This is a genomic window from Streptomyces pimonensis, from assembly GCF_041380215.1.
In the GTDB taxonomy this organism is placed as follows: Bacteria; Actinomycetota; Actinomycetes; order Streptomycetales; family Streptomycetaceae; genus Streptomyces; species Streptomyces pimonensis.
Map to the genome: position 1 here is coordinate 122638 of NZ_JAHWZY010000002.1, position 21342 is coordinate 143979.

Sequence of the window (21342 nt, forward strand, 5' to 3'; positions counted from 1 at the left end):
GTGTCCGTGTTTGCCGTTAGCCTGACGCGACGCACTCACATTCGGGATGGGGGACGGTCGTACGCATGGCCAGGGAATTCCAACGCGGCCACAAGGCCAGGATCAGTGACCTCACGGCGGGGACGGATCTGTACGTGGGCGTGCAGATCTCCGGTCCGGGGCTGACCTTCGACATCAGCTGCTTCGGTCTCGACGCCGACGAACGGCTCTCCGACGACCGTTACTTCATCTTCTACAACCAGCCGAAGTCCCCCGAGGAATCCATTCAGCTCCTGGGCGCCCAGGCGGGCGACACCGAGTCGTTCCGCGTGACGCTGGACCGGATCCCGCAGCAGATCAGGAAGCTGTCCTTCACGGCGACCCTCGACGGTGCCGGGCAGATGTCGCAGGTCGGTCCCGGGTACATCCGTATCGTCGCGGGTGGCGAGGAAGTGGCCCGGTACCCCTTCAGCGGCTCGGAGTTCTCCACCGAGCGGGCCGTGATGCTGGGTGACTTCTACTTCAAGGACGTCTGGCGGTTCGCCGCCGTCGGACAGGGCTTCGACGGCGGGCTCGACGCGCTCCTGCGGAACTTCGGCGGTGAGGTGGCCGAGGACGAGCCGGCCGCTCCCCGGCAGCAGCCGGAGGCCGGCGGAGCCGTGCCCGGTTTCGCTCCGCCCGCCCAGCCCGCCGCGCCGCCCGCGTTCGGTGCGCCCGGCGGGGCCGCGCCCGCCCCCGCGCCCGCGCCCCAGCCCGCCGCGCAGGGCTTCGCGTCGCCGCCGGCTCCCGCGCCTCCCGTGCCGCCGGTGCACGCCGCGCCGACCATCGTCGCCCCCCTGCACACCCCGCCCGGCGGTTCTCCGGTGCCGCCGCCTGCGCCCGCGCCCCACGGCCAGCAGCCGCCGTACGGCCGGCCCGCCCCGCCGCCCCCGGGCTACGGACAGCCGCAGGCGCCGCAGGTTCCCGCCCCGCCCCCGGGCTACGGACACCCCGTGCCCCCTCCGGGCTACGGCCGGCAGCCCCCGCCCGGACAGGTGCCGCACCAGCCGGCCCCGTACGGTGCTCCCCAGGGCGCACCGCAGAGCCCCGGTGTGCTCGGCGCGCTCCAGAAGTTCAAGGAGACGCCCACCGGCCAGCGCTGGACCCAGCAGAACAAGAAGCTGATCCGTGTCGACCTGGGCATCGGCGGGCAGCCCGTGCTGGCCCGGCAGGGCAGCATGGTGCTCTACCAGGGCAAGGTCGACTTCGGCTACAAGGGCGCCGGCTTCTCCGGCCGCATCGTCGGCAACGCCACCGGCCAGGAGATGCAGCTGATGCGCTGCACCGGACAGGGCCAGGTGTTCTTCGCCGAGAACTCCACGATGCTGCACCCGATCGAGCTCCAGGGCGACGCCGTGTGCGTCTCCGCCGAGAACGTCCTCGCCTTCGACGAGGGCCTCCAGTACGAGGTCCGCCGCATCGAGGGGCACGGCATCCCCGGCGGCGCGCTGTTCACGATGCAGTTCCAGGGGACCGGCACCATCGTCGTCAAGACCCACGGCACACCCGTGGTGCTGCCGGTCACCCCCACCACCTTCGCCGACTGCAACGCGGTGGTCGCCTGGTCGGCCGCCTCCCAGGTGGTCGTCTCCAGCCAGGTGAGGATGCGCCGCAACTCCTACCCCGGCGACACCGGGGAGAGCGTCAACCTCCAGTTCCGGGGCGTGCCCGGCAACTTCATCGTCGTCCAGCCGTACGAGATCTGAGGGAGCCCGTCATGAACCAGCCACTCGCGGGCTATGCCCCCGCCCCCGTCACCGCCCGCATGGAGAACCACGGCAACCACATGCTGAAGGTCGCCATGCAGACCGGGAACGACCTCCTCGCGCGCGTGGGCTCGATGGTCGCCTACGAAGGGTTCGTCCAGTACGAGCCCAACCCGCCGGCCGTGCGCCAGATCGCCAAGGACTGGATGACCGGTGAGGGTGCGCCGCTGATGAAGTGCTCCGGCGACGGCCTGCTCTACCTCGCCGACTACGGCGCCAACGTCGTCGTGATCAACCTCAACGGCGACGGCATCTCCGTCAACGCCACCAACCTTCTCGCTTTCGACGCCCACCTCACATGGGGCGTGGAGCGGGTCAAGGGCCTGGCGAAGTTCGCCGGACAGGGCCTGTGGAACACCAAGATCTCCGGACAGGGCTGGGTCGCGCTGACCTCGCGCGGCAAGCCGATCGTCGTCGACTGCGGTGGCGGCGACGACGAGACGTACGTCGATCCGGACGCCCTGGTCGCCTGGTCCCCGAACCTCAAGGTGAAGGGCAAGCGCAGCTTCCGGGCCCAGTCGCTGATCGGCCGCGGCAGCGGAGAGGCTTACCAGATGGCCTTCTCCGGTCAGGGCATCGTCGTCGTCCAGCCCAGTGAGGACAGCACCGACCGTCTCCGGATCCGGGGCTGAGGGGGATCAACCACACCATGCAGAGCCCGCTTTTCGCCTTCAACGACCAGCAGACCCAGGAGCGCTGGAGCCTGCAGAACCAGCAGATGCTCCGCGTCGCCCTGGAGGGCCACGACGACGTCCTCGCCCGCAAGGGCACCATGGTCGCCTACCAGGGGCTCGTCGAGTTCGACGCCGAGTTCCAGGGCACCAGCGCGTCCCGCGCGCGTGCGCAGACAGGCGAGGGACTCGACCTGATGCGCTGCCACGGGCAGGGCACCGTCTACCTCGCCAACCTCGCCCAGCGCATCCACCTCATGGAGGTGGATCACGACGGGCTGACGGTCGACAGCAGCCATGTGCTCGCGATGGACTCCTCGCTGCACCACGAGGTGATCGCCGTCGACAGCCTGTACGGCATCTCCGGCTCGGGGAAGTACCAGCTCAACATCACCGGCAACGGCAAGGTCGCCCTGATGACCTCGGGCATGCCGCTGCTGATGCAGGTGACGCCGGACAAGTACGTCAGCTGCGACGCCGACGCGATCGTCGCCTGGTCCACGTCCCTGCGCGTGCAGATGCAGGCCCAGACCCACTCCTCCGGGGTGTGGCGGCGCCGCGGCAACACCGGTGAGGGCTGGGAGCTCAGCTTCATGGGCAGCGGCTTCGCGCTCGTCCAGCCCAGCGAACTGCTGCCGCCGCAGAACGCTCAGATCGGATCGGGTCTCGCCGCGCAGTACGGCATGGGGCAGCAGGGCGCCCGCGGTCAGAACCAGGGCAGCGTCTGGAGCTGACGGGGCACGGAGACAGGGGGCGACCGCCCGGGCGGTCGCCCCCTGTGTCAGACGCCCAGTCTCGTCCGGGTCGCTTCCACCAAACAGGTGACCGAGGCGTCGGCCACCTCCGCCACCTCGTCGTACGGGAACCAGCGCAGGTCGAGGGACTCGTCGCTGATCGCCTCCACGGCTCCGGAGGGAGCCAGTACCGCGTACTGGACGTCCAGGTGCCAGGCGCACGGTGTGGAGTGCCGGTCCAGCCGCACGGGCCCACCGGGCACCAGCGTCAGTCCCGTGATGCCGGACTCCTCCGTCGCCTCCCGCAGGGCCGCCGCCGCGAGCGAGACGTCACCGGGCTCGCAGTGCCCGCCCATCTGGAGCCACATCCGCAGCTTCCGGTGCAGGGTCAGCAGGACCCGGCCCCGCTCGGGATCGATCACCAGGCCGCTCGCCGTGATGTGACCGTCCGCACAGGCCTTCCACATGCCGTCCGGATGCGCCGCGAGATGGTCCAGATAGGTCTGGCGCAGCTCGGGCTGGTCCTCGTACCCCTTGAGCACGAGGACAGCGTCGTCGTGGAGGCTCACTCGGCGTCGTCGCCCCTGCTCCCGCCCTCGCCCTCGTCCTTCTTCTTGAGGTCGGGCTTGTCGGCGGCCTCGCCCAGCATCTTGTCCAGCTCGGAGAAGTCGATCTGCTCGCGGTGCACGAAACCGTCCGGGTCGTCCAGGTCGGTCGCCGTCGGCAGCATGTCCGGGTGAGCCCACAGGGCGTCCCGGCCGTCGACCCCGCGCGCGTCGGTGAGCGAGGCCCACAGGCGCGAGGCGTCGCGCAGTCGGCGCGGGCGCAGCTCCAGACCGATCAGCGTGGCGAACGTCTGCTCCGCCGGACCGCCCGAGGCGCGGCGGCGGCGCAGCGTCTCGCGCAGCGCGTCGGCCGATGACAGCCGTGGCTTGGCCGCGGCGTGCACCACGGCGTCCACCCAGCCCTCGACGAGCGCCAGCGCCGTCTCCAGGCGGGCCAGGGCGGCCTTCTGCTCCGGTGTGTCCTCCGGCTGGAACATGCCCTGCTGGAGAGCCTCCTGCAGCTGCTCGGGATTCTGCGGGTCGAACTGGCCGACGACGTCCTCGAGCTTGCCGGTGTCGACCTTGATCCCGCGCGCGTAGCCGTCGACGGCGCCGAACAGGTGCGAGCGCAGCCACGGGACGTGCGCGAACAGGCGCTGGTGGGCGGCCTCGCGCAGGGCGAGATACAGCCGCACCTCCTCCTGGGAGACGCCCAGGTCCTTGCCGAAGGTCTCGATGTTCAGCGGCAGCAGCGCGGCCCGGCCGGCCGGGCCCAGCGGCAGGCCGATGTCGGACGAGCCGACGACCTCACCGGCGAGCACGCCGACGGCCTGCCCGATCTGCGTGCCGAACATGGCGCCGCCCATGGAGCGCATCATGCCGATCAGCGGACCGGCCATGGCCTGCATCTCTTCCGGCAGGACATCGCCCATCGCGTTCCCGACGCGCTCGGCCACCGGGTCGACCAGCTCCCGCCACGCCGGGAGGGTGGCCTCCACCCATTCCGCGCGGCTCCAGGCCACGGCGGAGTGGGCGCCCGACGGCAGGGAGGTCGCGTCGTCCAGCCACAGGTCGGCCAGCCGGACCGCTTCCTCCACGGCCCTGCGGTCGGCGGGGCCGACGCTCGCGTCCTTCGAACCCTCCGCCGTGCCCTGCGAGACGGTCTGCCGGGCGATCTGCTTGGCCATGTCCCAGTTCACCGGCCCGCCCTCGTAGGAGAGCATCTGGCCGAGCTGCTGGAACGCTGCGCCCAGGTCGGTGGGGTTCAGCGACCCGAACATCGCGGCGAACGGATTGTCCGCGCCCGGGCCGCCAAAGCCTCCTGCTCCGGGCGCGCCGAAGCCGAACGGGTTGGCCGGGCCCTGACCACCACCGCTCTGCGGGTCCTTCTTCTTGCCCTCGTCGCCGTCGTCCGGCTCCTCCGGCGGAAGGCCGAATCCGAATGGGGTGTCACTCACGGGTTTCCTCGGCTGGTAGGGCCACCGGTTCTTTCCGGCGGCACGGCTGCCCGACAACACCACCCAGCGTAGACACCTGAAGCGGTTCGGGCCTCGGTGCTTCGCCGACAGGAGGCCTGCGGCAGGATGGATGCCACCTGGTACGTACGCGTCGCTCGCGCTCGTACTGAAGACAACCGCTGGAGACGCCCGGTGAGTTCCCCAGATCCACAGGTTCGCGCAGCGCGAAACAGCTCGACCAGTGCCGCCCCGCGCGGGCCCGTCGTCGCGGTCACCGGTGCCGCGTCCGGCGTCGGCGCGCTGCTCACCGCGCGGCTCGCCGCCTCGGAGGAGGTCAAGCAGGTCATCGCCGTCGACGAACGGCGCGGCGAGTGCGCCGAGGCGCTCTGGCACATCCTGGACGTACGGGACCCGGCCATCGCGGACAAGCTGCGCGGGGCCGACGTGGTGGTCCACCTCGCGCTCGATCTCGATCTCGAGACCGATGCCGCCGCCCGGACGGCCTACAACGTACGGGGGACGCAGACGGTGCTGACGGCCGCGGCGGCCGCCGGAGTGCACCGTGTGGTGCTGTGCACGTCGACGATGGTCTACGGGGCGCTGCCGGACAACGAGCTGCCGCTGTCCGAGGACGCGGAGCTGCGGGCCACGGCGGAGGCCACGGGGGTCGGCGATCTCCTGGAGGTCGAGCGACTCGCCCGCCGGGCGCCCAGGGCGCACCCGGGGCTCAATGTCACGGTCGTGCGCCCCGCCGTGCTGGTGGGAGGCACCGACACCGCGCTGACCAGGTACTTCGAGTCGCCCAGGCTGCTCGTGGTGGCCGGGTCGCGGCCCGCGTGGCAGTTCTGCCACGTCGAGGACCTGTGCAGCGCCCTGGAGTACGCCGTCCTGGAGAAGGTCGACGGCGAGCTGGCCGTCGGCTGCGACGGATGGCTGGAGCAGGAGGAGGTCGAGGAGCTCAGCGGGATCCGGCGGATGGAGCTGCCGTCGGCGGTCGCGCTCGGCGCGGCGGCCCGGCTGCACAGGATCGGGCTCACCCCCTCCCCGGCCGGGGACCTGGCGTACACGATGCACCCCTGGGTGGTGAGCGGGAGTCGGCTGCACGACGCCGGGTGGCGGCCCGCGCACACCAACGAGGAGGTGCTCGCGCAGCTGCTGGAGGAGGTGTCCGGCAGGCACACGGTCGCCGGCCGGCGACTGGGGCGCAAGGACGCGACGGCGGCGGGCGCCGCGGGGGCGACGGTGGCCCTGCTGGGCGCGGCGGCGGTGGTACGACGGGCGCGCAAGGTCCGGCGCCGGATCTGACGTGTCTCCCGCAGGAAGCTCCGGGCGGGCGGGAGTGCGCGCGGGCCGGACGACGACGCCGTTCCGCGTTGTCGTCGGAGTGGGGCACGATGGGGGCATGGCATCCACGCACGATCACCCGGGTGAGCAGGCCGCACAGGACCCGATCAAGTTGGTCTCGATTCGCGACACGCCGCTGTCCGTGGACGAGGTCCTCCGCGCGGTCGGGGACGACGCGGCCGGCGGGACGGCGCTGTTCGTGGGGACGGTGCGCAGCCACGACGGGGGCGCCGACGTCGAGGGGCTCGGTTATTCGTGCCACCCCGGCGCCGAGGACGAGATGCGGCGGGTCGCCGGGAAGGTCGCCGCCGAGTACCCCGTTCGGGCGCTGGCCGCCGTGCACCGTGTGGGGGACCTCCGGGTCGGCGACCTCGCCGTGGTCGTCGGCGTGTCGTGCCCGCACCGGGGGGAGGCCTTCGAGGCCTGCCGGAAGCTGATCGACGACCTCAAGCACGAGGTGCCCATCTGGAAGCACCAGAGGTTCTCCGACGGGACCGAGGAGTGGGTCGGCGCGTAGCGCCGTCGAGGGGCGTTGGCCGGGGGACGGGAGGGCGGGTAGGGGCCTGTTGAGCGGGACCGGACCTCCGGTTGCACAACCCCACCCCTGGCGTGAGCGTTGTCACTGCGGATGGTTAATCTGCTGATCAGTCAGTGTTGCGGACGCTCATGGGGTTGGGAGGCCGGCATGGCGGTGCTCGCCTGGTTGCTGATTCCGCTTGTGGCCGTGATCGGAGCGGGACTGTGGGGCAGTTGGGCCAACCGCACGCGCAAGGTGCGGAGCGACGGCCCCGAACTCATCGGTTACGCCCGGTTCCGCGAGGCCATGGAAAGGCCGCGATCGGGCGGCTGAAGGCTGATCGCAGCAGGTCACGGCGTACGACGCGAGCAGGGCCGCCCGTCCGGGCGGCCCTGACGGTGCGCTGACAGGCCTGTCCCGTACTGTCGAGACATGCCACGCCGCACCGCGACGATGCTCGCCTCCACCCTGATGCTGATCGCGCTCCTGTGCGCGGGAGTGTTCCTCCCCGTCCCTTACGCGGAGATGTCCCCGGGGCCGACGGTGAACACGCTGGGTGAGCACGACGGCGAGCCGGTGCTGCGGATCTCCGGGCACAAGACCTACCCGACGGACGGTCATCTCAACATGACCACGGTGCGGGTCACCGGCGCCGACTACCGGATGAACCTCGTCGAGGCCGTCTACGGATGGCTCGCGCACGACAACAAGGTCGTCCCGCACGAGACCCTCTACCCCGACGGCAAGACGGAGGAGGAGTCCACCCAGGAGAACGCCGAGGAGTTCAGCCAGTCCCAGGAGAGCGCCAAGGTCGCGGCCCTGAAGGAACTCGGCGTCCCGGTGAGGTCCTGGGTGATCGTCTCCACGGTGGTCAAGGGGTCCCCGTCCGAGGGCAAGCTGCACGCGGGCGACGTGATCAAGGCCGTCGACGGCAAGGCGGTGAAGGAGCCGGCCGACGTCGCCGAGCGGGTGACCGAGCACAAGCCGGGCGAGGACGTCGTCTTCACCATCGTGCCGGCCAAGGAGCAGGCCGCCGCCGAGAAGGAGAACCGGACGGCGACGAGGACCGAGAAGGTGACGATCACCACCACGGTCTCCGAGGACGGCGGCGAGAAGCGCGCCCTCGTGGGGATATCCGCCGGGACCGACCACACCTTCCCGTTCACCGTCGACATCAAGCTCGCCGACGTTGGCGGGCCGAGCGCAGGCCTGATGTTCGCCCTCGGCATCTACGACAAGCTCACTCCGGGCAGCCTGACCGGCGGCAGGTTCGTCGCCGGCACCGGCACGATCGACGACGACGGCAAGGTGGGGCCGATCGGCGGGATCGAGATGAAGACGGTCGGCGCGCGAGGCAAGGGCGCCGAGTACTTCCTCACGCCCGCCGACAACTGCGCGTCCGCCGCCAAGGACACCCCGGAGGGCCTCACCCTGGTGAAGGTGGACACCATCGACGACGCCCTGGACGCCCTGGAGGACATCCGCTCCGGCGACACCTCGGACCTTCCGAGGTGCACGGCGTCCTGACCGGCCCCGCTACTCCTCGAACGTGGCCGCCAGCGCCTCCGCCAGGCCCGGCACCAGCCCGGAGCCGGTGAGGACCTCCGTGGCGGAGTCCTTCTCGCGCAGCCGCAGAGCCGACTCGCGGGCCCCGTCGCGCAGCACCGCGACCGTCATCCGCACCTCCTGACGCTCCGGGTGGCGCGCCACCCACTTCGTCAGCGCGGCCTCGTCCAGGCCCTCCGGGACCTGGGCCTCGGCCGACGGCGGCAGCATCAGCCGTTCCACGCTCAGGGCGCAACCGGCCACCGCGTCGGGCCAGGCGATGGTGCCCAGGAACTCGTCGAGCGGCCTGCCCGGGGGAATCTCGTCCTGCTCGATCGGGGTGAGGGCGGTCGTCTCCTGCGCGTCGCCCAGACCGAGCCGGTCCGCGAGCGAGGGCTGTTCGGTCCGCAGGCGGGCGGTGTCGACGAGGGCGAACAGACGGGCGGGCTGGTCCCAGCCGAGGCCGGAGACGTACTCGTCGATCTCGAGCACGGCCCGGGTGAGCGGGTTGGCCGCCATGGGTGTGTTGGACATGGTCACAATCCTCTCTCGTTCCTGCCCGGAATCGGGAACCGAGTAAAGCGTGAGTAAGTTGCATAGGTGTGGGCCCACGATCACGGGGCACCACACACGGTCCGTGAAGACGCGGGCCTGACGAATCAACAGCGAACTTCGAGGTGCCTACCTTGGCTTTCCAGATGCCGGACCGCGGCGGAGGCCCGACGGGGCCACGGATCAGAGTGGGCCGCCCGTCCCGGCGGGTCCGGACCCTGCTCATGACATTGGGCGTCCTGGCCGTCCTCGGCATGGTGTTCACCATGTTCGCGGGCTTCTGGACCGACTGGCTGTGGTATCGCTCGGTCGACTACTCGTCGGTGTTCACGACGACCCTGTGGACCAAGATCGGGCTGTTCTTCGTCTTCGGTCTGCTGATGGCCCTCGCGGTCGGCTTCAACGTCTGGCTGGCACACCGGATGCGGCCGCCGCTGAGCGCCATGTCCATGGAGCAGCAGAACCTCGACCGGTACCGGATGGGCATCGCCCCGTACAAGAAGTGGCTGCTGCTCGGCATCACCGCGCTGGTGGGCCTGATCGCCGGCGCCTCGGCGTCGAGCCAGTGGCGGACCTGGCTGATGTGGGTCAACGGCGTGCCCTTCGGACAGAAGGACCCGCAGTTCAAGCTCGACGTCTCCTTCTACGCCTTCGACCTGCCCTGGTACCGGTTCCTGCTCGGCTTCGGCTTCGCCGCCACGATCCTGGCGCTGATCGCCGCCGCGCTCACCCACTACCTGTACGGCGGACTCCGCATCACCAGCCCGGGCGCGCGCGCCACGGCCGCGGCCACCGGACACCTGTCGGTGCTCCTCGGCGTCTTCGTGGCCCTGAAGGCGGTCGCCTACTGGCTCGACCGGTACGGGCTGGCGGTGAAGTCCAGCGACTTCAAGGCCACCGACAGCTGGACGGGCCTCAGGTACGTCGACGCCAACGCCTATCTGCCGGCCAAGACGATCCTGTTCTGCATCGCCGTGATCTGCGCGCTGCTGTTCCTCGCCACCCTGTGGCGGCGCACCTGGCAGCTGCCCGTGATCGGCTTCGGTCTGATGGTGCTGTCGGCGATCCTCATCGGCGGCCTGTACCCGGCGATCGTGCAGAAGTTCCAGGTCCAGCCGAACGAGCAGGCCAAGGAAGCGCCGTACGTCGAGAAGAACCTCAAGGCCACGCGTGAGGCCTACGGCATCGACGACTCGCAGGTCACCGAGTACCCGGGCACCAGCCAGACCGAGGACAAGTCCCGGCTGCGGGACGAGGTCGGCAGCACGGCGAGCATCCGGATCATGGACCCGAACATCGTCTCGCCGACCTTCCAGCAGCTCCAGCAGATCAGGAACTACTACGCGTTCCCGACCAACCTGGACGTCGACCGGTACCCCGTCGACGGCAAGGAGCAGGACACGGTCATCGGTCTGCGCGAGCTGAACCTCAACGGCGTCCCCAAGCGGAACTGGATCAACGACCACTTCCGGTACACCCACGGATACGGTGTCGTCGCGGCCGAGGGCACCAGCGTGGACTCCGGAGGCCGTCCGAACTTCATCGAGTCCGATCTGCCGTCCAAGGGTGAACTCCCGGAGTACGAGCAGCGTGTCTACTACGGCGAGCGCACCACCGCGTACTCGATCGTCGGCGGTCCCCAGAAGGAGATCGACTACTCCGACGACAGTGGCGAGAAGACGTACAGTTACAAGGGGGACAGCGGGGTCAGCCTCGAGAACCCGGTGAACCGGGCCGCCTACGCGGTCGCGTTCAGCGAGCCGCAGATCCTGTACTCCGGGGCGATCGGCGAGGGCTCGCGGGTCCTCTACAACCGCACGCCCAAGGAGCGCGTCGAGGCGATCGCCCCGTGGCTGACCATCGACGGTGACGCCTACCCGGCGGTCGTGGACGGCCGTATCCAGTGGATCGTCGACGCCTACACCACCACCAACGGCTATCCGTACGCGTCGCGGACGACCCTCGGCGACACCACGGCCGACTCGCTGACCGCCACCAACGACCAGCGCGCGGTGGTGGCCCAGCAGAACCAGGTCAACTACATCCGCAACTCGGTGAAGGCGACCGTCGACGCCTACAACGGCGAGGTCAACCTCTACCAGTGGGACACCCAGGACCCCGTCCTGAGGACCTGGATGAAGGCCTTCCCGGACACGGTGCAGCCGAAGACCGAGATCTCCGACGCGCTGATGGCCCATCTGCGGTACCCGCAGGACCTGTTCAAGGTGCAGCGCGAGCTGCTGACCCGCTACCACGTGAAGGACGCCACGACGTTCCTCTCGGGCAGCGAGGTGTGGCAGGTGCCGGACGACCCGACCAACAAGACGGGCGACGCGGTGCCTCCGTACTACCTGAGCATGAAGATGCCCGACCAGCAGGAGCAGACCTTCTCGCTCACCACGACGTTCACACCGAACGGCCGTGACAACCTCAGTGCCTTCATGGCGGTCAACGCCGATCCGGGCACCAAGGACTACGGCAAGATCAGAGTGCTGAAACTGCCGACCAGCACCACGGCCGCCGGGCCCAAACAGGTCCAGAGCCAGTTCAACTCCCAACAGGACATCGCCGAGGCCATCAGGCTGCTGAGAGGCGGTGACTCCGAGGTCGAGTACGGCAACCTGCTGGCTGTCCCCCTCGACGGAGGACTGCTCTACGTGGAGCCGGTCTACGTACGCGGTGGTGGGCTGAAGTACCCGCTGCTGCGGAAGGTGCTGGTGACCTACGGGGGGCAGACCGCCTTCGAGGACACCCTCGACCAGGCCCTCGACAAGATCTTCGGGGGTGAGGGCATGACCACCGAGCCGCCGGCGGACGAGGGCGAGGGGACCGGCGAGGAGGAAGGCGCTACACCACCGCCGGCGTCCGACGACCCGACGGTCCAGGAAGCGCTGAACGAGGCCCAGGAGGCCTTCGAGGCCGGCCAGGAAGCCCTGCAGAAGAACGACTGGGAGGCCTACGGCAGGGCACAGAAGGACCTGGAGGAGGCGTTGCGCAGGGCTGAGGAGGCCCAGTCGGCCGAAGGGGGCGGCGCCGGCGGCGGGGGCAGCGGCCCCGGTCCCAGCGCGAGCCCGAGCAGTTAGCGAGCAGGCTGGTCAAACGCCCGCCCCGCGCCGTGCTACGGTTGTCACACAACGGCGCGGGGTGGAGCAGCTCGGTAGCTCGCTGGGCTCATAACCCAGAGGTCGCAGGTTCAAATCCTGTCCCCGCTACTCAGGTCGCGAAGCAGGCGACGTCAAAGGCCCGGATTCCTCAAGGAATCCGGGCCTTTGTGATGGGCGAACGCATGTGCCTGGGCGGGTGACGGCCGTGCCGCCGACGGGAGTTGACCGATCTGTGTTTGACTTGTCTCTCTGTGGGCATGTCGACAAAACGCTGTAGTGACCTCACTGACTGCGGTATACCGGGTGTACCCAGGTTGCAGGTGGTGCGACGATGGATGTTATGGGGGACAAGGCAACTCTGTTCGGGACTGGGCGTTTTGTGCAGTCCTCCCCTTGGGAGGACCCCCGCGACGAGACGGGGGAGGCCGCCGACGAGGCGGCCGAGGAGTTGCGTCAACGGCTCGCCGCCGAGGCCGGCGACGTCGAGGCGATGAGTGTCCTCGGCGCCATGCTGCTGCGCCGCGGTGATCTCGACGGAGCCGAACCCCATCTGCGTGCCGCCACCGCCGCGGGAGACCGCGCCGCCGCCAACAACCTGGGCGTCCTGCTGCACCAGCGGGGTTACGCCGACGAGGCCGCGGGCTGGTGGCGGATCGCCGCCGTGGCCGGTTCCACCGCGGCCGCCCACGCGCTCGGCCGCCACCACCGGGAGCGCGGCGACGAACCCGCCGCCGAGTACTGGCTGCGCCAGTCCGCGGAGCAGGGCCACACCCTCGGCGCGTACGCCCTCGCCGATCTGCTGGAGCACCGCGGGGACACGGCCGGAGCCGAGCGCTGGATGCGGGTCGCCGCCGAGCGGGGGCACCGGGAAGGGGCGTACCGGCTGGCCCGCTCGCTGGACCGCAGGGCCGTAGGAGAGCGCGGTGACGACGCCGCCGCACTGGTGCGGGAGGCCGAGCAGTGGTATCGGCAGGCCGCCGCGCGCGGACACCGCCGGGCCGCGCTGCACCTCGGGACGATCCTGGAGCGGCGCGGCGAGCTCAAGGAGGCCGGCCGCTGGTACCTGACCTCCGCCAAGGACGGCGAGGTCCGGGCCGCCTGCGCGCTCGGCTTCCTGCTCCGCGACGCCGGGGACACCGAGAACGCCGCCGTGTGGTGGCTGCGGGCCGCCCAGGACGGCGACGGCAACGCCGCCAACGCGCTGGGCGCGCTGCACGCCGAGCGGGGTGAGACCCAGACCGCCGAGCGCTGGTACCGGGCCGCGATGGACGCCGGTGACATCAACGGCGCGTACAACCTCGGGCTGCTCTGCGCCGACCAGGGCCGGACCGCCCAGGCCGAGCAGTGGTACCGCCGGGCCGCGTACGCCGGTCACCGCGAAGCGGCGAACGCGCTGGCGATCCTGCTGCTGCGGGCCGGGGACGAGACCGGGGCGGAGCCGTGGTTCTCCAAGGCCGCGGAGGCCGGCAGCGTGGACGCCGCCTTCAACCTCGGCATCCTGCACGCGGGCCGGGGCGAGGAGCGGTCCGCGCTGCGCTGGTACGAGCAGGCGGCGGCCGCCGGGCACATGGAGGCGGCGCTCCAGGTCGGGATGGCGCGGCTGCGGGAGGGCGAGGAGGGCGAGGCGGAGCGGTTCCTGCGGTGCGCGGCGGGCGGGGGGAGCGCGGAGGCCGCGTACCGGCTGGCGACGGTGCTGGACGCCCGCAGGCCGCCGGAACCCGCGCACGAGCTGGGGGAGCCCGTGAACCGGCGCAGCGAGTGCGAGGAGTGGTACGAGCGGGCGGCCTCCCAGGGGCACCGGCGGGCGCAGGTGCGGGTCGGGATGCTCGCGGCGGCCCGGGGGGACGTGGTGGAGGCGGCGCGCTGGTACCGGGAGGCGGCGGAGGCCGGGTCGCGCAACGGCGCCTTCAACCTGGGGCTGCTGCTGGCCCGGGAGGGCAGCGAGCCGGAGGCGGCCGTGTGGTGGACCCGGGCGGCAGATGCGGGGCACGGGCGGGCGGCGCTGCGGCTCGCGCTGGTCTACGCGCGGCGAGGGGAGCTCCCGGAGGGGCAGCGGTGGGCCGAGCGGGCGGCGGCGCTGGGGCCTCCGGCGGTTACGGAGCGGGCGGCGCGGCTGCGGGACGCGTTGCGTGAGGAGCTGTCTGCGTAAGGCCGGCGGGACGGGTTCCGCAGCCCGGCGTCCGCGGGGGCGTCCCCCACTCTCGACTTCGCCCGAGTGGGAGGTGTCCCGACCGCCCAGCCGTGCCGCCCCGGCGGCACGGCTGCCCGCGGCCACCCGGATTTGCTTCTGCCGAATCCCTTGACGTAATGTTCCATTCATCGACGCGGGGTGGAGCAGCTCGGTAGCTCGCTGGGCTCATAACCCAGAGGTCGCAGGTTCAAATCCTGTCCCCGCTACTGAAGGCCGAGGGCCGGAACCCGGAAGGGTTCCGGCCCTCGGCCTTTAGCCCCGGCACCTGTGGGTGCCGGGGCTTTCGCTTGCGTGTGTGGTGTGCCGCCTAAGCCGCCGCGCAGTTCGGGCAGACTCCGCGGTACGTCACCTCGACGTCGGAGACCGTGAAACCGAAGCGCTCCGTGTGGGGGAGGTCGGCCAGCGGATTGCCGACCGGGTGGACGTCGCGGATGGCACCGCACTGCGCGCACACCAGGTGGTGGTGCGGACGGTGCGCATTGGGGTCGTACCGCTTGGCCCGCTTGTCGGTGGCGACCTCCAGCACCTCGCCGAGCGAGACCAGTTCGCCCAGGGTGTTGTAGACGGTCGCCCGGGAGATCTCGGGCAGCTTGGCGACGGCCCTGGCGTGCACCTCGTCGGCCGTCAGGTGGACGTGCTCGCCGTCGAGGACCTCGGCCACGACACGGCGCTGTGCGGTCATCCGCCATCCACGTCCACGGAGCCGTTCCAGAAGGTCACTCATAGGCACCAGCCTAACAGCAGGGGGACAGGAGTCCCGAACGGGTGTGACTTTGGAGCTTCACTTGACTTAGACATTGTCCATTGTAGGATCGAGCTCGGATTTGGCCAAGGCACAGGTTGGTCAGTAACGACGCAGGAGGCGCACGTGACGCAGGGACCGCTTACTACGGAGGCCGGTGCCCCGGTTGCCGACAACCAGAACAGCGAGACCGCGGGCGTCGGTGGCCCGGTCCTCGTTCAGGACCAGCTCCTTCTGGAGAAGCTGGCCCACTTCAACCGCGAGCGCATCCCGGAGCGTGTGGTGCACGCCCGCGGTGCCGGTGCCTACGGCACCTTCACGGTGACCGCCGACGTCACGCAGTACACGCGGGCCGCGTTCCTCTCCGAGGTCGGCAAGCAGACGGAGACCTTCCTGCGCTTCTCGACGGTGGCGGGGAACCTGGGCGCCGCGGACGCCGTGCGCGACCCGCGCGGTTTCGCGCTGAAGTTCTACACCGAGGAGGGCAACTACGACCTCGTCGGCAACAACACCCCGGTGTTCTTCATCCGGGACGCGATCAAGTTCCCGGACTTCATCCACACCCAGAAGCGCGACCCGTACACGGGCTCGCAGGAGGCGGACAACGTCTTCGACTTCTGGGGCCTGTCGCCGGAGTCCACGCACCAGGTGACCTGGCTGTTCGGTGACCGCGGCATCCCGGCGTCCTACCGCCACATGGACGGCTTCGGCTCGCACACCTTCCAGTGGAACAACGAGGCCGGCGAGGCCTTCTGGGTCAAGTACCACTTCAAGACGGACCAGGGCATCAAGAACCTGACCGCCGAGGAGGCCGAGATCCTCGCGGGCAAGGACCCCGACTCCCACCAGCGGGACCTGCGCGAGGCCATCGAGCGCGGCGAGTTCCCGTCCTGGACGGCCTACGTCCAGGTGATGCCGGCGGCCGACGCGGCCACGTACCGCTTCAACCCGTTCGACCTGACCAAGGTCTGGCCGCACGCGGACTACCCGTTGATCGAGTTCGGCAAGCTGGAGCTCAACCGCAACCCGGAGAACATCTTCGCCGAGGTCGAGCAGTCCATCTTCAGCCCCGCCCACTTCGTACCGGGCATCGGTCCCTCCCCGGACAAGATGCTCCAGGGCCGTCTCTTCGGGTACGGCGACGCGCACCGCTACCGCGTCGGCATCAACGCCGACCACCTGCCGGTGAACCGCCCGCACGCCACCGAGGCGCGCACCCACTCCCGTGACGGCTACCTCTACGACGGCCGCCACAAGGGCGCGAAGAACTACGAGCCGAACAGCTTCGGCGGCCCGGCCCAGACGGGCCGTCCGCTGTGGCAGTCCATCGCGGTCACCGGTGTCACCGGTGAGACGGTCACGCCCGTCCACGCCGAGGACAACGACTTCGTCCAGGCGGGCAACCTGTACCGGCTGATGACGGAGGAGGAGAAGGAGCGCCTGGTGAAGAACCTGGCGAACGCCATCTCCGGGGTCACGCGCGACGACATCGCCGAGCGCGCGATCAACAACTTCCGTCAGGCGGACGAGGACTTCGGCAAGCGGCTGGAGGCCGCGGTCCAGGCCCTGCGCGGCTGATCCCAGCGCTGGACCGCTTGTCGAAACACGGGCCGGACCCCCTTTCGGGGCCCGGCCCGTTCGGCGTGCCGCTACGCCGGTACCTGCTGGGACCGCTGCCGCCGAGGCACCCAGCAGCGGATGATGTCGCGGACCGAGACGATGCCGGCGGGCCCGTCCCGGTCCAGGACGACCAGATGGCGGAAACCTCCGTGGGCCATGGCGACGGCGGCCTCCTCCAGGGTCCAGGACGGAGCGGCGAACACGACGTCGGTGGTGGTGTGGGCGTGGACGCGCTCGGTGTCGGGATCCTGGCCGAGCCCTACGGAGTCGAGCACGTCCCGCTCGGTGAGGATGCCGACGCCGGTGCCGTCGGGATCGAGGACCGCGGCCGCGCCCACTCGGCGGGCGGACATCAGGGCGGCGGCCCGGCGGAGGGTGTGGGCGGGGCCGATGGTGAGGACCACGGTGCTCATGGCGTCACGGACGAGCAGGGGTGGAGCCACCTCCTACCGGAAAACGCGAGGTCGCGGACGTGGGAGTCCGCTCGTTCGTGATCTCACAGGTTCACAAGTGGGGGGCTCCCGGAGTGGCAGGCAAAGCGGGGGTCAACAAGAGGACGCGTGCGGCCGATCGGGGGCGCGCACGCTCGCCCCGTGCCGCTCAGTAACGCTGGTTGAGATACCCCAGCAGCTCGTCGTGCAGCAGCCCGTTCGACGCGGCCGCGTTGCCGCTGTGCGGGCCGGGGCGGCCGTCGAGTCCGGTGAAACTGCCGCCCGCCTCCGTCACCACGATCGCGGTGGCCGCCATGTCCCACAGCGACAGCTCGGGCTCGGCGCACAGGTCGACCGACCCCTCGGCGACCATCATGTACGGCCAGAAGTCCCCGTACCCGCGTGTGCGCCACACCTCGCGGGTGAGGTCGAGGAAGCCGTCCAGCCGCCCCTGCTCCTCCCAGCCGCTGAGCGAGGAGTACGCGAAGGAGGCGTCGGAGAGCCGGGAGACCCGGGAGACGTGCAGCCGGGAGGCCGACGACAGACTGCGGCCGGTGAAGGCGCCGTGCCCCCGCGCGGCCCACCACCGACGGCCGAGGGCGGGGGCGGAGACCACCCCGACGACCGGCTGGAAGCCTCCCTCGCCGGCCTCCATCAGGGAGATCAGCGTGGCCCACACGGGGACCCCGCGCACGTAGTTCTTGGTGCCGTCGATCGGGTCGATCACCCAGCGCCGCGGCCCCGTCCCCTCCACCCCGTACTCCTCGCCCAGGATCGCGTCCCTCGGGCGGGCGCGCTTGAGGTGGCCGCGGATGAGTTCCTCGGCGGCCTTGTCCGCCTCACTCACCGGCGTCATGTCCGGTTTGGTCTCCACCTTGAGGTCGAGGGCCTTGAACCGTTCCATCGTGGCGGCGTCGGCGGCGTCCGCCAGGACATGGGCGAGACGCAGGTCGTCGAGGTAGTCGGGCATGCACCGAACGGTATCCGCCGAGGCCGGTGCGAGGCCACCGGGGGCGGGACCCGCGCACCCTCGACAGGGTCCGACGGCGCGTCAAACCTGACCGCGGGACCGGCCGTTCGCCCCGAGGGAGGCGAAGATGCCTGCGGCGCGCGAGTCCCTGCTGGACGCCGCTTACACGGCACTGGCGCGCCGGCCGTGGCCCGCTCCTGCGAGCCGGTGGTCCGCCTCGCCCTGTCCTGCGTCACCGTGCCCCCGGCCGACAGCGGCGTCGCCGAGCTGGTGCGCGGCGTCCTGCAACGGCAGCCGGTGGTGCCGTAGCGGACGCTCAGTGCGCGGACCCCGACAACTGCAGCCCGATCACACCGACGATCACGAACGTGATCGACACGATCTTCAGGGTCGACACCAGGTCCCCGAGGAACACCATCCCGTAGATGGCCGTCCCCGCCGCGCCGATGCCCGTCCACACCGCGTACGCGGGCCCCACGTCCAGCTTCTTCAGCGCCAGCGTCAGCAGCCCGAAGCTGCCCAGCGCGAAGGCGCAGAACGCGATGGTCGGCCACAGCCGGGTGAAGCCGTGCGACAGCTTCAGGCACACGGCGAAGCCGGTCTCGAGCAACCCGGCCACTACGACCAGCAGCCACGCCATGTGTCGTCCTCCCGCGTTCCACGTACAGTGACCGCTTCATCAGGTCCGGGTCCGGCTCGGTGCGATTATGCACTTACCGTCCGGAGGGCACGACAAACAAGGCGGAGGTCAGTCGCCCTCCGTGTGCTCCCGCGTCGCCAGCAGTCGCCGCAGCGAGTACAACCGCGCCGGATCCGCGTGCCCCTCGGCCACCCACGCGTCCAGCGCGCACTCCGGCTCGTCGTGACTGCACGCGCGCGGACAGCCCTCCGTGCCCGACTCGAGGTCGGGGAAGGCGTGGATCACCCGGGACGGATCGACATGGGCGAGCCCGAAGGACCGCACCCCCGGTGTGTCGATCACCCAGCCCTCGGCCCCCGCCAGCGGCAGCGCCAGCGCGGACGTCGTCGTGTGCCGCCCCCGCCCGGTCACCGCGTTGACGTGGCCGGTCGTACGCCGTCGCTCCTCCGGCACCAACGCGTTGACCAGCGTCGTCTTGCCGACCCCGGAGTGCCCCACGAACGCGGTGATCCGGCCGTCCAGATACTCTCGCACCCGGTCCGCGGCCTCGCCCCTCTCCAGCTCCGCGCGACTGGTCACGACGTACGGGATGTCGAGGTCGCCGTACAGCTCCAGCAGCTTGTCCGGCGGTGCGAGGTCCGACTTGGTCAGCACCAGCAGCGGTTCGAGACCGCCGTCGTACGCCGCGACCAGGCAGCGGTCGATCAGCCGCGGACGGGGTTCGGGGTCGGCGAGGGCGGTGACGACGGCGAGCTGGTCGGCGTTGGCGACGACGACCCGCTCGTAGGGGTCGTCGTCGTCCGCGGTACGGCGCAGCACCGACGCACGCTCCTCGATCCGCACGATCCGCGCCAGCGTGTCCTTCTTCCCGGACAGGTCGCCCACGATCGCCACCCGGTCACCGACCACGGCCGCCTTGCGGCCCAGTTCGCGGGCCTTCATCGCCAGCACGGTCCGGTCGCCGACCAGGCAGGTCAGCCGGCCCCGGTCCACGGTGAGGACCAGCCCCGGGGCCGCGTCCTCGTGTTTGGGCCGGATGTGGGTGCGCGGCCGGTTGCCCTTGCGGTGGGGACGGGAGCGGATGTCGTCCTCGTCGGTGTGCTTGCCGTAGCGGCGCATGGTGAACCCCTAAGCCCCGAGCATCCCGGTCCACAGCTCGGGGAAGTCCGGCAGGGTCTTCGCCGTGGTCGCCACGTTCTCGATCTGCACGCCCTCGACCGCGAGGCCGATGATCGCGCCGGCGGTGGCCATGCGGTGGTCCTCGTAGGTGTGGAAGACCCCGCCGTGCAGCCGACGCGGGCGGATGTGCAGCCCGTCGGCGGTCTCGGTGACGTCGCCGCCGAGCTCGTTGATCTCCTTGGTCAGCGCGGCCAGCCGGTCCGTCTCGTGCAGCCGCAGGTGGGCCACGCCCCGCAGGGTCGACGGGGAGTCCGCGAGCGCCGCCACGGCCGCGATGCCGGGTGTCAGCTCGCCGACCTCGCCGAGGTCCACGTCGATGCCGTGGACCGACCCGGAGCCGGTGAACACGAGCCCGAACTCGGTCAGCTCGCAGGAACCGCCCATCCCGGTGAAGATCTCCCGCAGCCGGTCACCGGGCTGGGTGGTACGGGCCGGCCAGTCCGGAATGACGATCCTGCCGCCGGTCACCAGCGCCGCCGCCAGGAACGGCTGGGCGTTGGACAGGTCCGGCTCGACGGTCAGGTCCCGGCCCAGCAGGGCGCCCGGCGTGACCCGCCAGACGTTGGGCTCGCCGCCCGATTCGGGGGTGTCCACCTGGGCGCCCACCGCGCGGAGCATGTCGACGGTCATCCGGATGTGCGGCAGGGACGGCAGCGTCTCACCGGTGTGCCGGACCTCGACACCCTGGTTGAAGCGCGGCGCGGACAGCAGCAGGGCGCTGACGAACTGGGAGGACGAGGACGCGTCGACCTCCACGGTGCCGCCGTCCAGGGCGCCGCCGCCGTGCACGGTCATCGGCAGCGTGCCGCGGTCCTCGTCGTCGATCCGGGCGCCCAGCCGACGCAGCGCGTCGATGACGCCGTTCAGGGGACGCTCGTACGAGCGCGGGTCCCCGTCGAAGCGGACGGAGCCGTCGGCCAGCGTGGCGACCGGGGGCAGGAACCGCATCACCGTGCCGGCGTTGCCGACGTCGACGGTGGCCGGGCCGCGCAGGCCGGTGGGGAGTACCCGCCAGGCCTCGCCGGTGCTGTCCGGGCCCCCCGCGACGGAGGAGCTGGACGACACCGTCTCCTCGATCTCGACGCCCATGGCGCGCAGGGCGTCGGCCATCAGCAGGGTGTCGCGGGAACGCAGCGGGCGGCGCAGCCAGCCGGGCTCGGAGGCGAGGGCGGCGAGGACGAGGGCACGGTTGGTGACCGACTTGGACCCGGGCACGTGGACCGTCGCGTCGACGGCTCCGCTCGCGTGCGGGGCGGGCCAGAGGGCGGTGTGCGCGAAGGTTCGGGCCATGGGGACCACTCTATAAGGAGGGGGAG

At 70.9% G+C, this 21342-nt stretch carries 20 protein-coding genes, 2 tRNA genes and 1 pseudogene; 14 read left to right on the top strand and 9 right to left on the bottom strand.

Annotated elements, in window-relative coordinates:
* Nucleotides 1-65: 65 nt before the first annotated feature.
* The 3 genes from KYY02_RS03085 to KYY02_RS03095 are packed head-to-tail and all read left to right on the top strand — an operon-like array spanning nt 66 to nt 3189.
* Nucleotides 66-1724 (top strand): TerD family protein, encoded by a 1659-nt coding sequence (locus KYY02_RS03085; protein WP_371235823.1) that lies wholly within the window; start codon nt 66-68, stop codon nt 1722-1724.
* Between the two features lie 11 nt (nt 1725-1735).
* Nucleotides 1736-2416, top strand: coding sequence for an AIM24 family protein (locus tag KYY02_RS03090; protein ID WP_371235824.1), 681 nt, complete (start codon nt 1736-1738; stop codon nt 2414-2416).
* Nucleotides 2417-2433: 17 nt separating this feature from the next.
* A complete protein-coding gene (locus tag KYY02_RS03095) occupies nt 2434-3189 on the top strand; it encodes an AIM24 family protein (RefSeq protein WP_371235825.1) in 756 nt (251 codons plus the stop codon).
* Nucleotides 3190-3236: 47 nt separating this feature from the next.
* Here KYY02_RS03095 and KYY02_RS03100 read toward each other — a convergent pair whose 3' ends face one another.
* Together KYY02_RS03100 and KYY02_RS03105 are read right to left on the bottom strand one after the other, a co-directional pair.
* Nucleotides 3237-3758, bottom strand: a complete 522-nt coding sequence (locus KYY02_RS03100; RefSeq protein ID WP_371235826.1) for an NUDIX hydrolase — start codon at nt 3756-3758, stop codon at nt 3237-3239.
* On the bottom strand, nt 3755-5191 hold the full coding sequence (locus KYY02_RS03105) for a zinc-dependent metalloprotease (RefSeq protein ID WP_371235827.1): 1437 nt from the start codon (nt 5189-5191) through the stop codon (nt 3755-3757). Before KYY02_RS03105 ends, KYY02_RS03100 begins: the two co-directional genes overlap by 4 nt.
* Before the next feature lie 192 nt (nt 5192-5383).
* On the opposite strand from KYY02_RS03105, the gene KYY02_RS03110 reads away from it, so the two are divergent.
* From KYY02_RS03110 to KYY02_RS03125, 4 genes are all read left to right on the top strand, one after another.
* Nucleotides 5384-6496, top strand: coding sequence for an SDR family oxidoreductase (locus tag KYY02_RS03110; RefSeq protein WP_371235828.1), 1113 nt, complete (start codon nt 5384-5386; stop codon nt 6494-6496).
* Nucleotides 6497-6593: 97 nt separating this feature from the next.
* Nucleotides 6594-7052 carry a molybdenum cofactor biosynthesis protein MoaE gene (locus KYY02_RS03115; protein ID WP_371235829.1) on the top strand — a complete coding sequence of 153 codons (459 nt, stop codon included), beginning with the start codon at nt 6594-6596 and terminating at the stop codon, nt 7050-7052.
* Nucleotides 7053-7220: 168 nt separating this feature from the next.
* Entirely contained in the window at nt 7221-7385 is a 165-nt protein-coding gene (locus KYY02_RS03120) for a hypothetical protein (RefSeq protein ID WP_371235830.1), read from the top strand.
* A 99-nt stretch (nt 7386-7484) separates the two neighbouring features.
* Nucleotides 7485-8579 (top strand): YlbL family protein, encoded by a 1095-nt coding sequence (locus tag KYY02_RS03125; RefSeq protein ID WP_371235831.1) that lies wholly within the window; start codon nt 7485-7487, stop codon nt 8577-8579.
* Nucleotides 8580-8588: 9 nt separating this feature from the next.
* Here KYY02_RS03125 and KYY02_RS03130 read toward each other — a convergent pair whose 3' ends face one another.
* Nucleotides 8589-9131 carry a PPA1309 family protein gene (locus tag KYY02_RS03130; protein ID WP_371235832.1) on the bottom strand — a complete coding sequence of 181 codons (543 nt, stop codon included), beginning with the start codon at nt 9129-9131 and terminating at the stop codon, nt 8589-8591.
* A 164-nt stretch (nt 9132-9295) separates the two neighbouring features.
* Here KYY02_RS03130 and KYY02_RS03135 point away from each other — a divergent pair, with 164 nt between their 5' ends.
* The 4 genes from KYY02_RS03135 to KYY02_RS03150 all read left to right on the top strand — a co-directional run bounded on the left by KYY02_RS03135 (nt 9296) and on the right by KYY02_RS03150 (nt 14650).
* Nucleotides 9296-12232, top strand: a complete 2937-nt coding sequence (locus tag KYY02_RS03135) for a UPF0182 family membrane protein (RefSeq protein WP_371236009.1) — start codon at nt 9296-9298, stop codon at nt 12230-12232.
* 55 nt (nt 12233-12287) lie between these two features.
* Nucleotides 12288-12361: transfer RNA gene (locus KYY02_RS03140), tRNA-Met, on the top strand.
* A gap of 223 nt (nt 12362-12584) precedes the next feature.
* Complete coding sequence (locus KYY02_RS03145) at nt 12585-14402, top strand: tetratricopeptide repeat protein (RefSeq protein WP_371235833.1); 1818 nt, start codon at nt 12585-12587, stop codon at nt 14400-14402.
* Between the two features lie 174 nt (nt 14403-14576).
* Nucleotides 14577-14650, top strand: a tRNA-Met gene (locus tag KYY02_RS03150).
* 101 nt (nt 14651-14751) lie between these two features.
* Here the strand turns inward: KYY02_RS03150 and KYY02_RS03155 are convergent.
* A complete protein-coding gene (locus tag KYY02_RS03155; RefSeq protein ID WP_371235834.1) occupies nt 14752-15168 on the bottom strand; it encodes a Fur family transcriptional regulator in 417 nt (138 codons plus the stop codon).
* A gap of 144 nt (nt 15169-15312) precedes the next feature.
* Here KYY02_RS03155 and KYY02_RS03160 point away from each other — a divergent pair, with 144 nt between their 5' ends.
* Complete coding sequence (locus tag KYY02_RS03160; protein WP_371235835.1) at nt 15313-16764, top strand: catalase; 1452 nt, start codon at nt 15313-15315, stop codon at nt 16762-16764.
* Between the two features lie 71 nt (nt 16765-16835).
* On the opposite strand, the gene KYY02_RS03165 is transcribed toward KYY02_RS03160, so the two are convergent.
* Together KYY02_RS03165 and hisN are read right to left on the bottom strand one after the other, a co-directional pair.
* Nucleotides 16836-17237 carry a CBS domain-containing protein gene (locus tag KYY02_RS03165; RefSeq protein WP_371236010.1) on the bottom strand — a complete coding sequence of 134 codons (402 nt, stop codon included), beginning with the start codon at nt 17235-17237 and terminating at the stop codon, nt 16836-16838.
* 169 nt (nt 17238-17406) lie between these two features.
* Entirely contained in the window at nt 17407-18207 is an 801-nt protein-coding gene (gene hisN / locus KYY02_RS03170; protein WP_371235836.1) for a histidinol-phosphatase, read from the bottom strand.
* Between the two features lie 127 nt (nt 18208-18334).
* Between hisN and KYY02_RS03175 the strand changes: the two are divergent.
* Nucleotides 18335-18403, top strand: a pseudogene (locus tag KYY02_RS03175) (TetR/AcrR family transcriptional regulator); the annotation flags it as partial.
* A complete protein-coding gene (locus KYY02_RS03180) occupies nt 18394-18516 on the top strand; it encodes a hypothetical protein (protein WP_371235837.1) in 123 nt (40 codons plus the stop codon). The pseudogene KYY02_RS03175 and the gene KYY02_RS03180, both read left to right, overlap by 10 nt.
* Before the next feature lie 7 nt (nt 18517-18523).
* Here KYY02_RS03180 and KYY02_RS03185 read toward each other — a convergent pair whose 3' ends face one another.
* From KYY02_RS03185 to aroA, 3 genes are all read right to left on the bottom strand, one after another.
* Complete coding sequence (locus KYY02_RS03185; RefSeq protein ID WP_371235838.1) at nt 18524-18847, bottom strand: DMT family transporter; 324 nt, start codon at nt 18845-18847, stop codon at nt 18524-18526.
* Nucleotides 18848-18955: 108 nt separating this feature from the next.
* Complete coding sequence (gene rsgA / locus KYY02_RS03190) at nt 18956-19966, bottom strand: ribosome small subunit-dependent GTPase A (RefSeq protein WP_371235839.1); 1011 nt, start codon at nt 19964-19966, stop codon at nt 18956-18958.
* A 9-nt stretch (nt 19967-19975) separates the two neighbouring features.
* A complete protein-coding gene (gene aroA, locus KYY02_RS03195) occupies nt 19976-21316 on the bottom strand; it encodes a 3-phosphoshikimate 1-carboxyvinyltransferase (RefSeq protein WP_371235840.1) in 1341 nt (446 codons plus the stop codon).
* Nucleotides 21317-21342 lie beyond the last annotated feature (26 nt).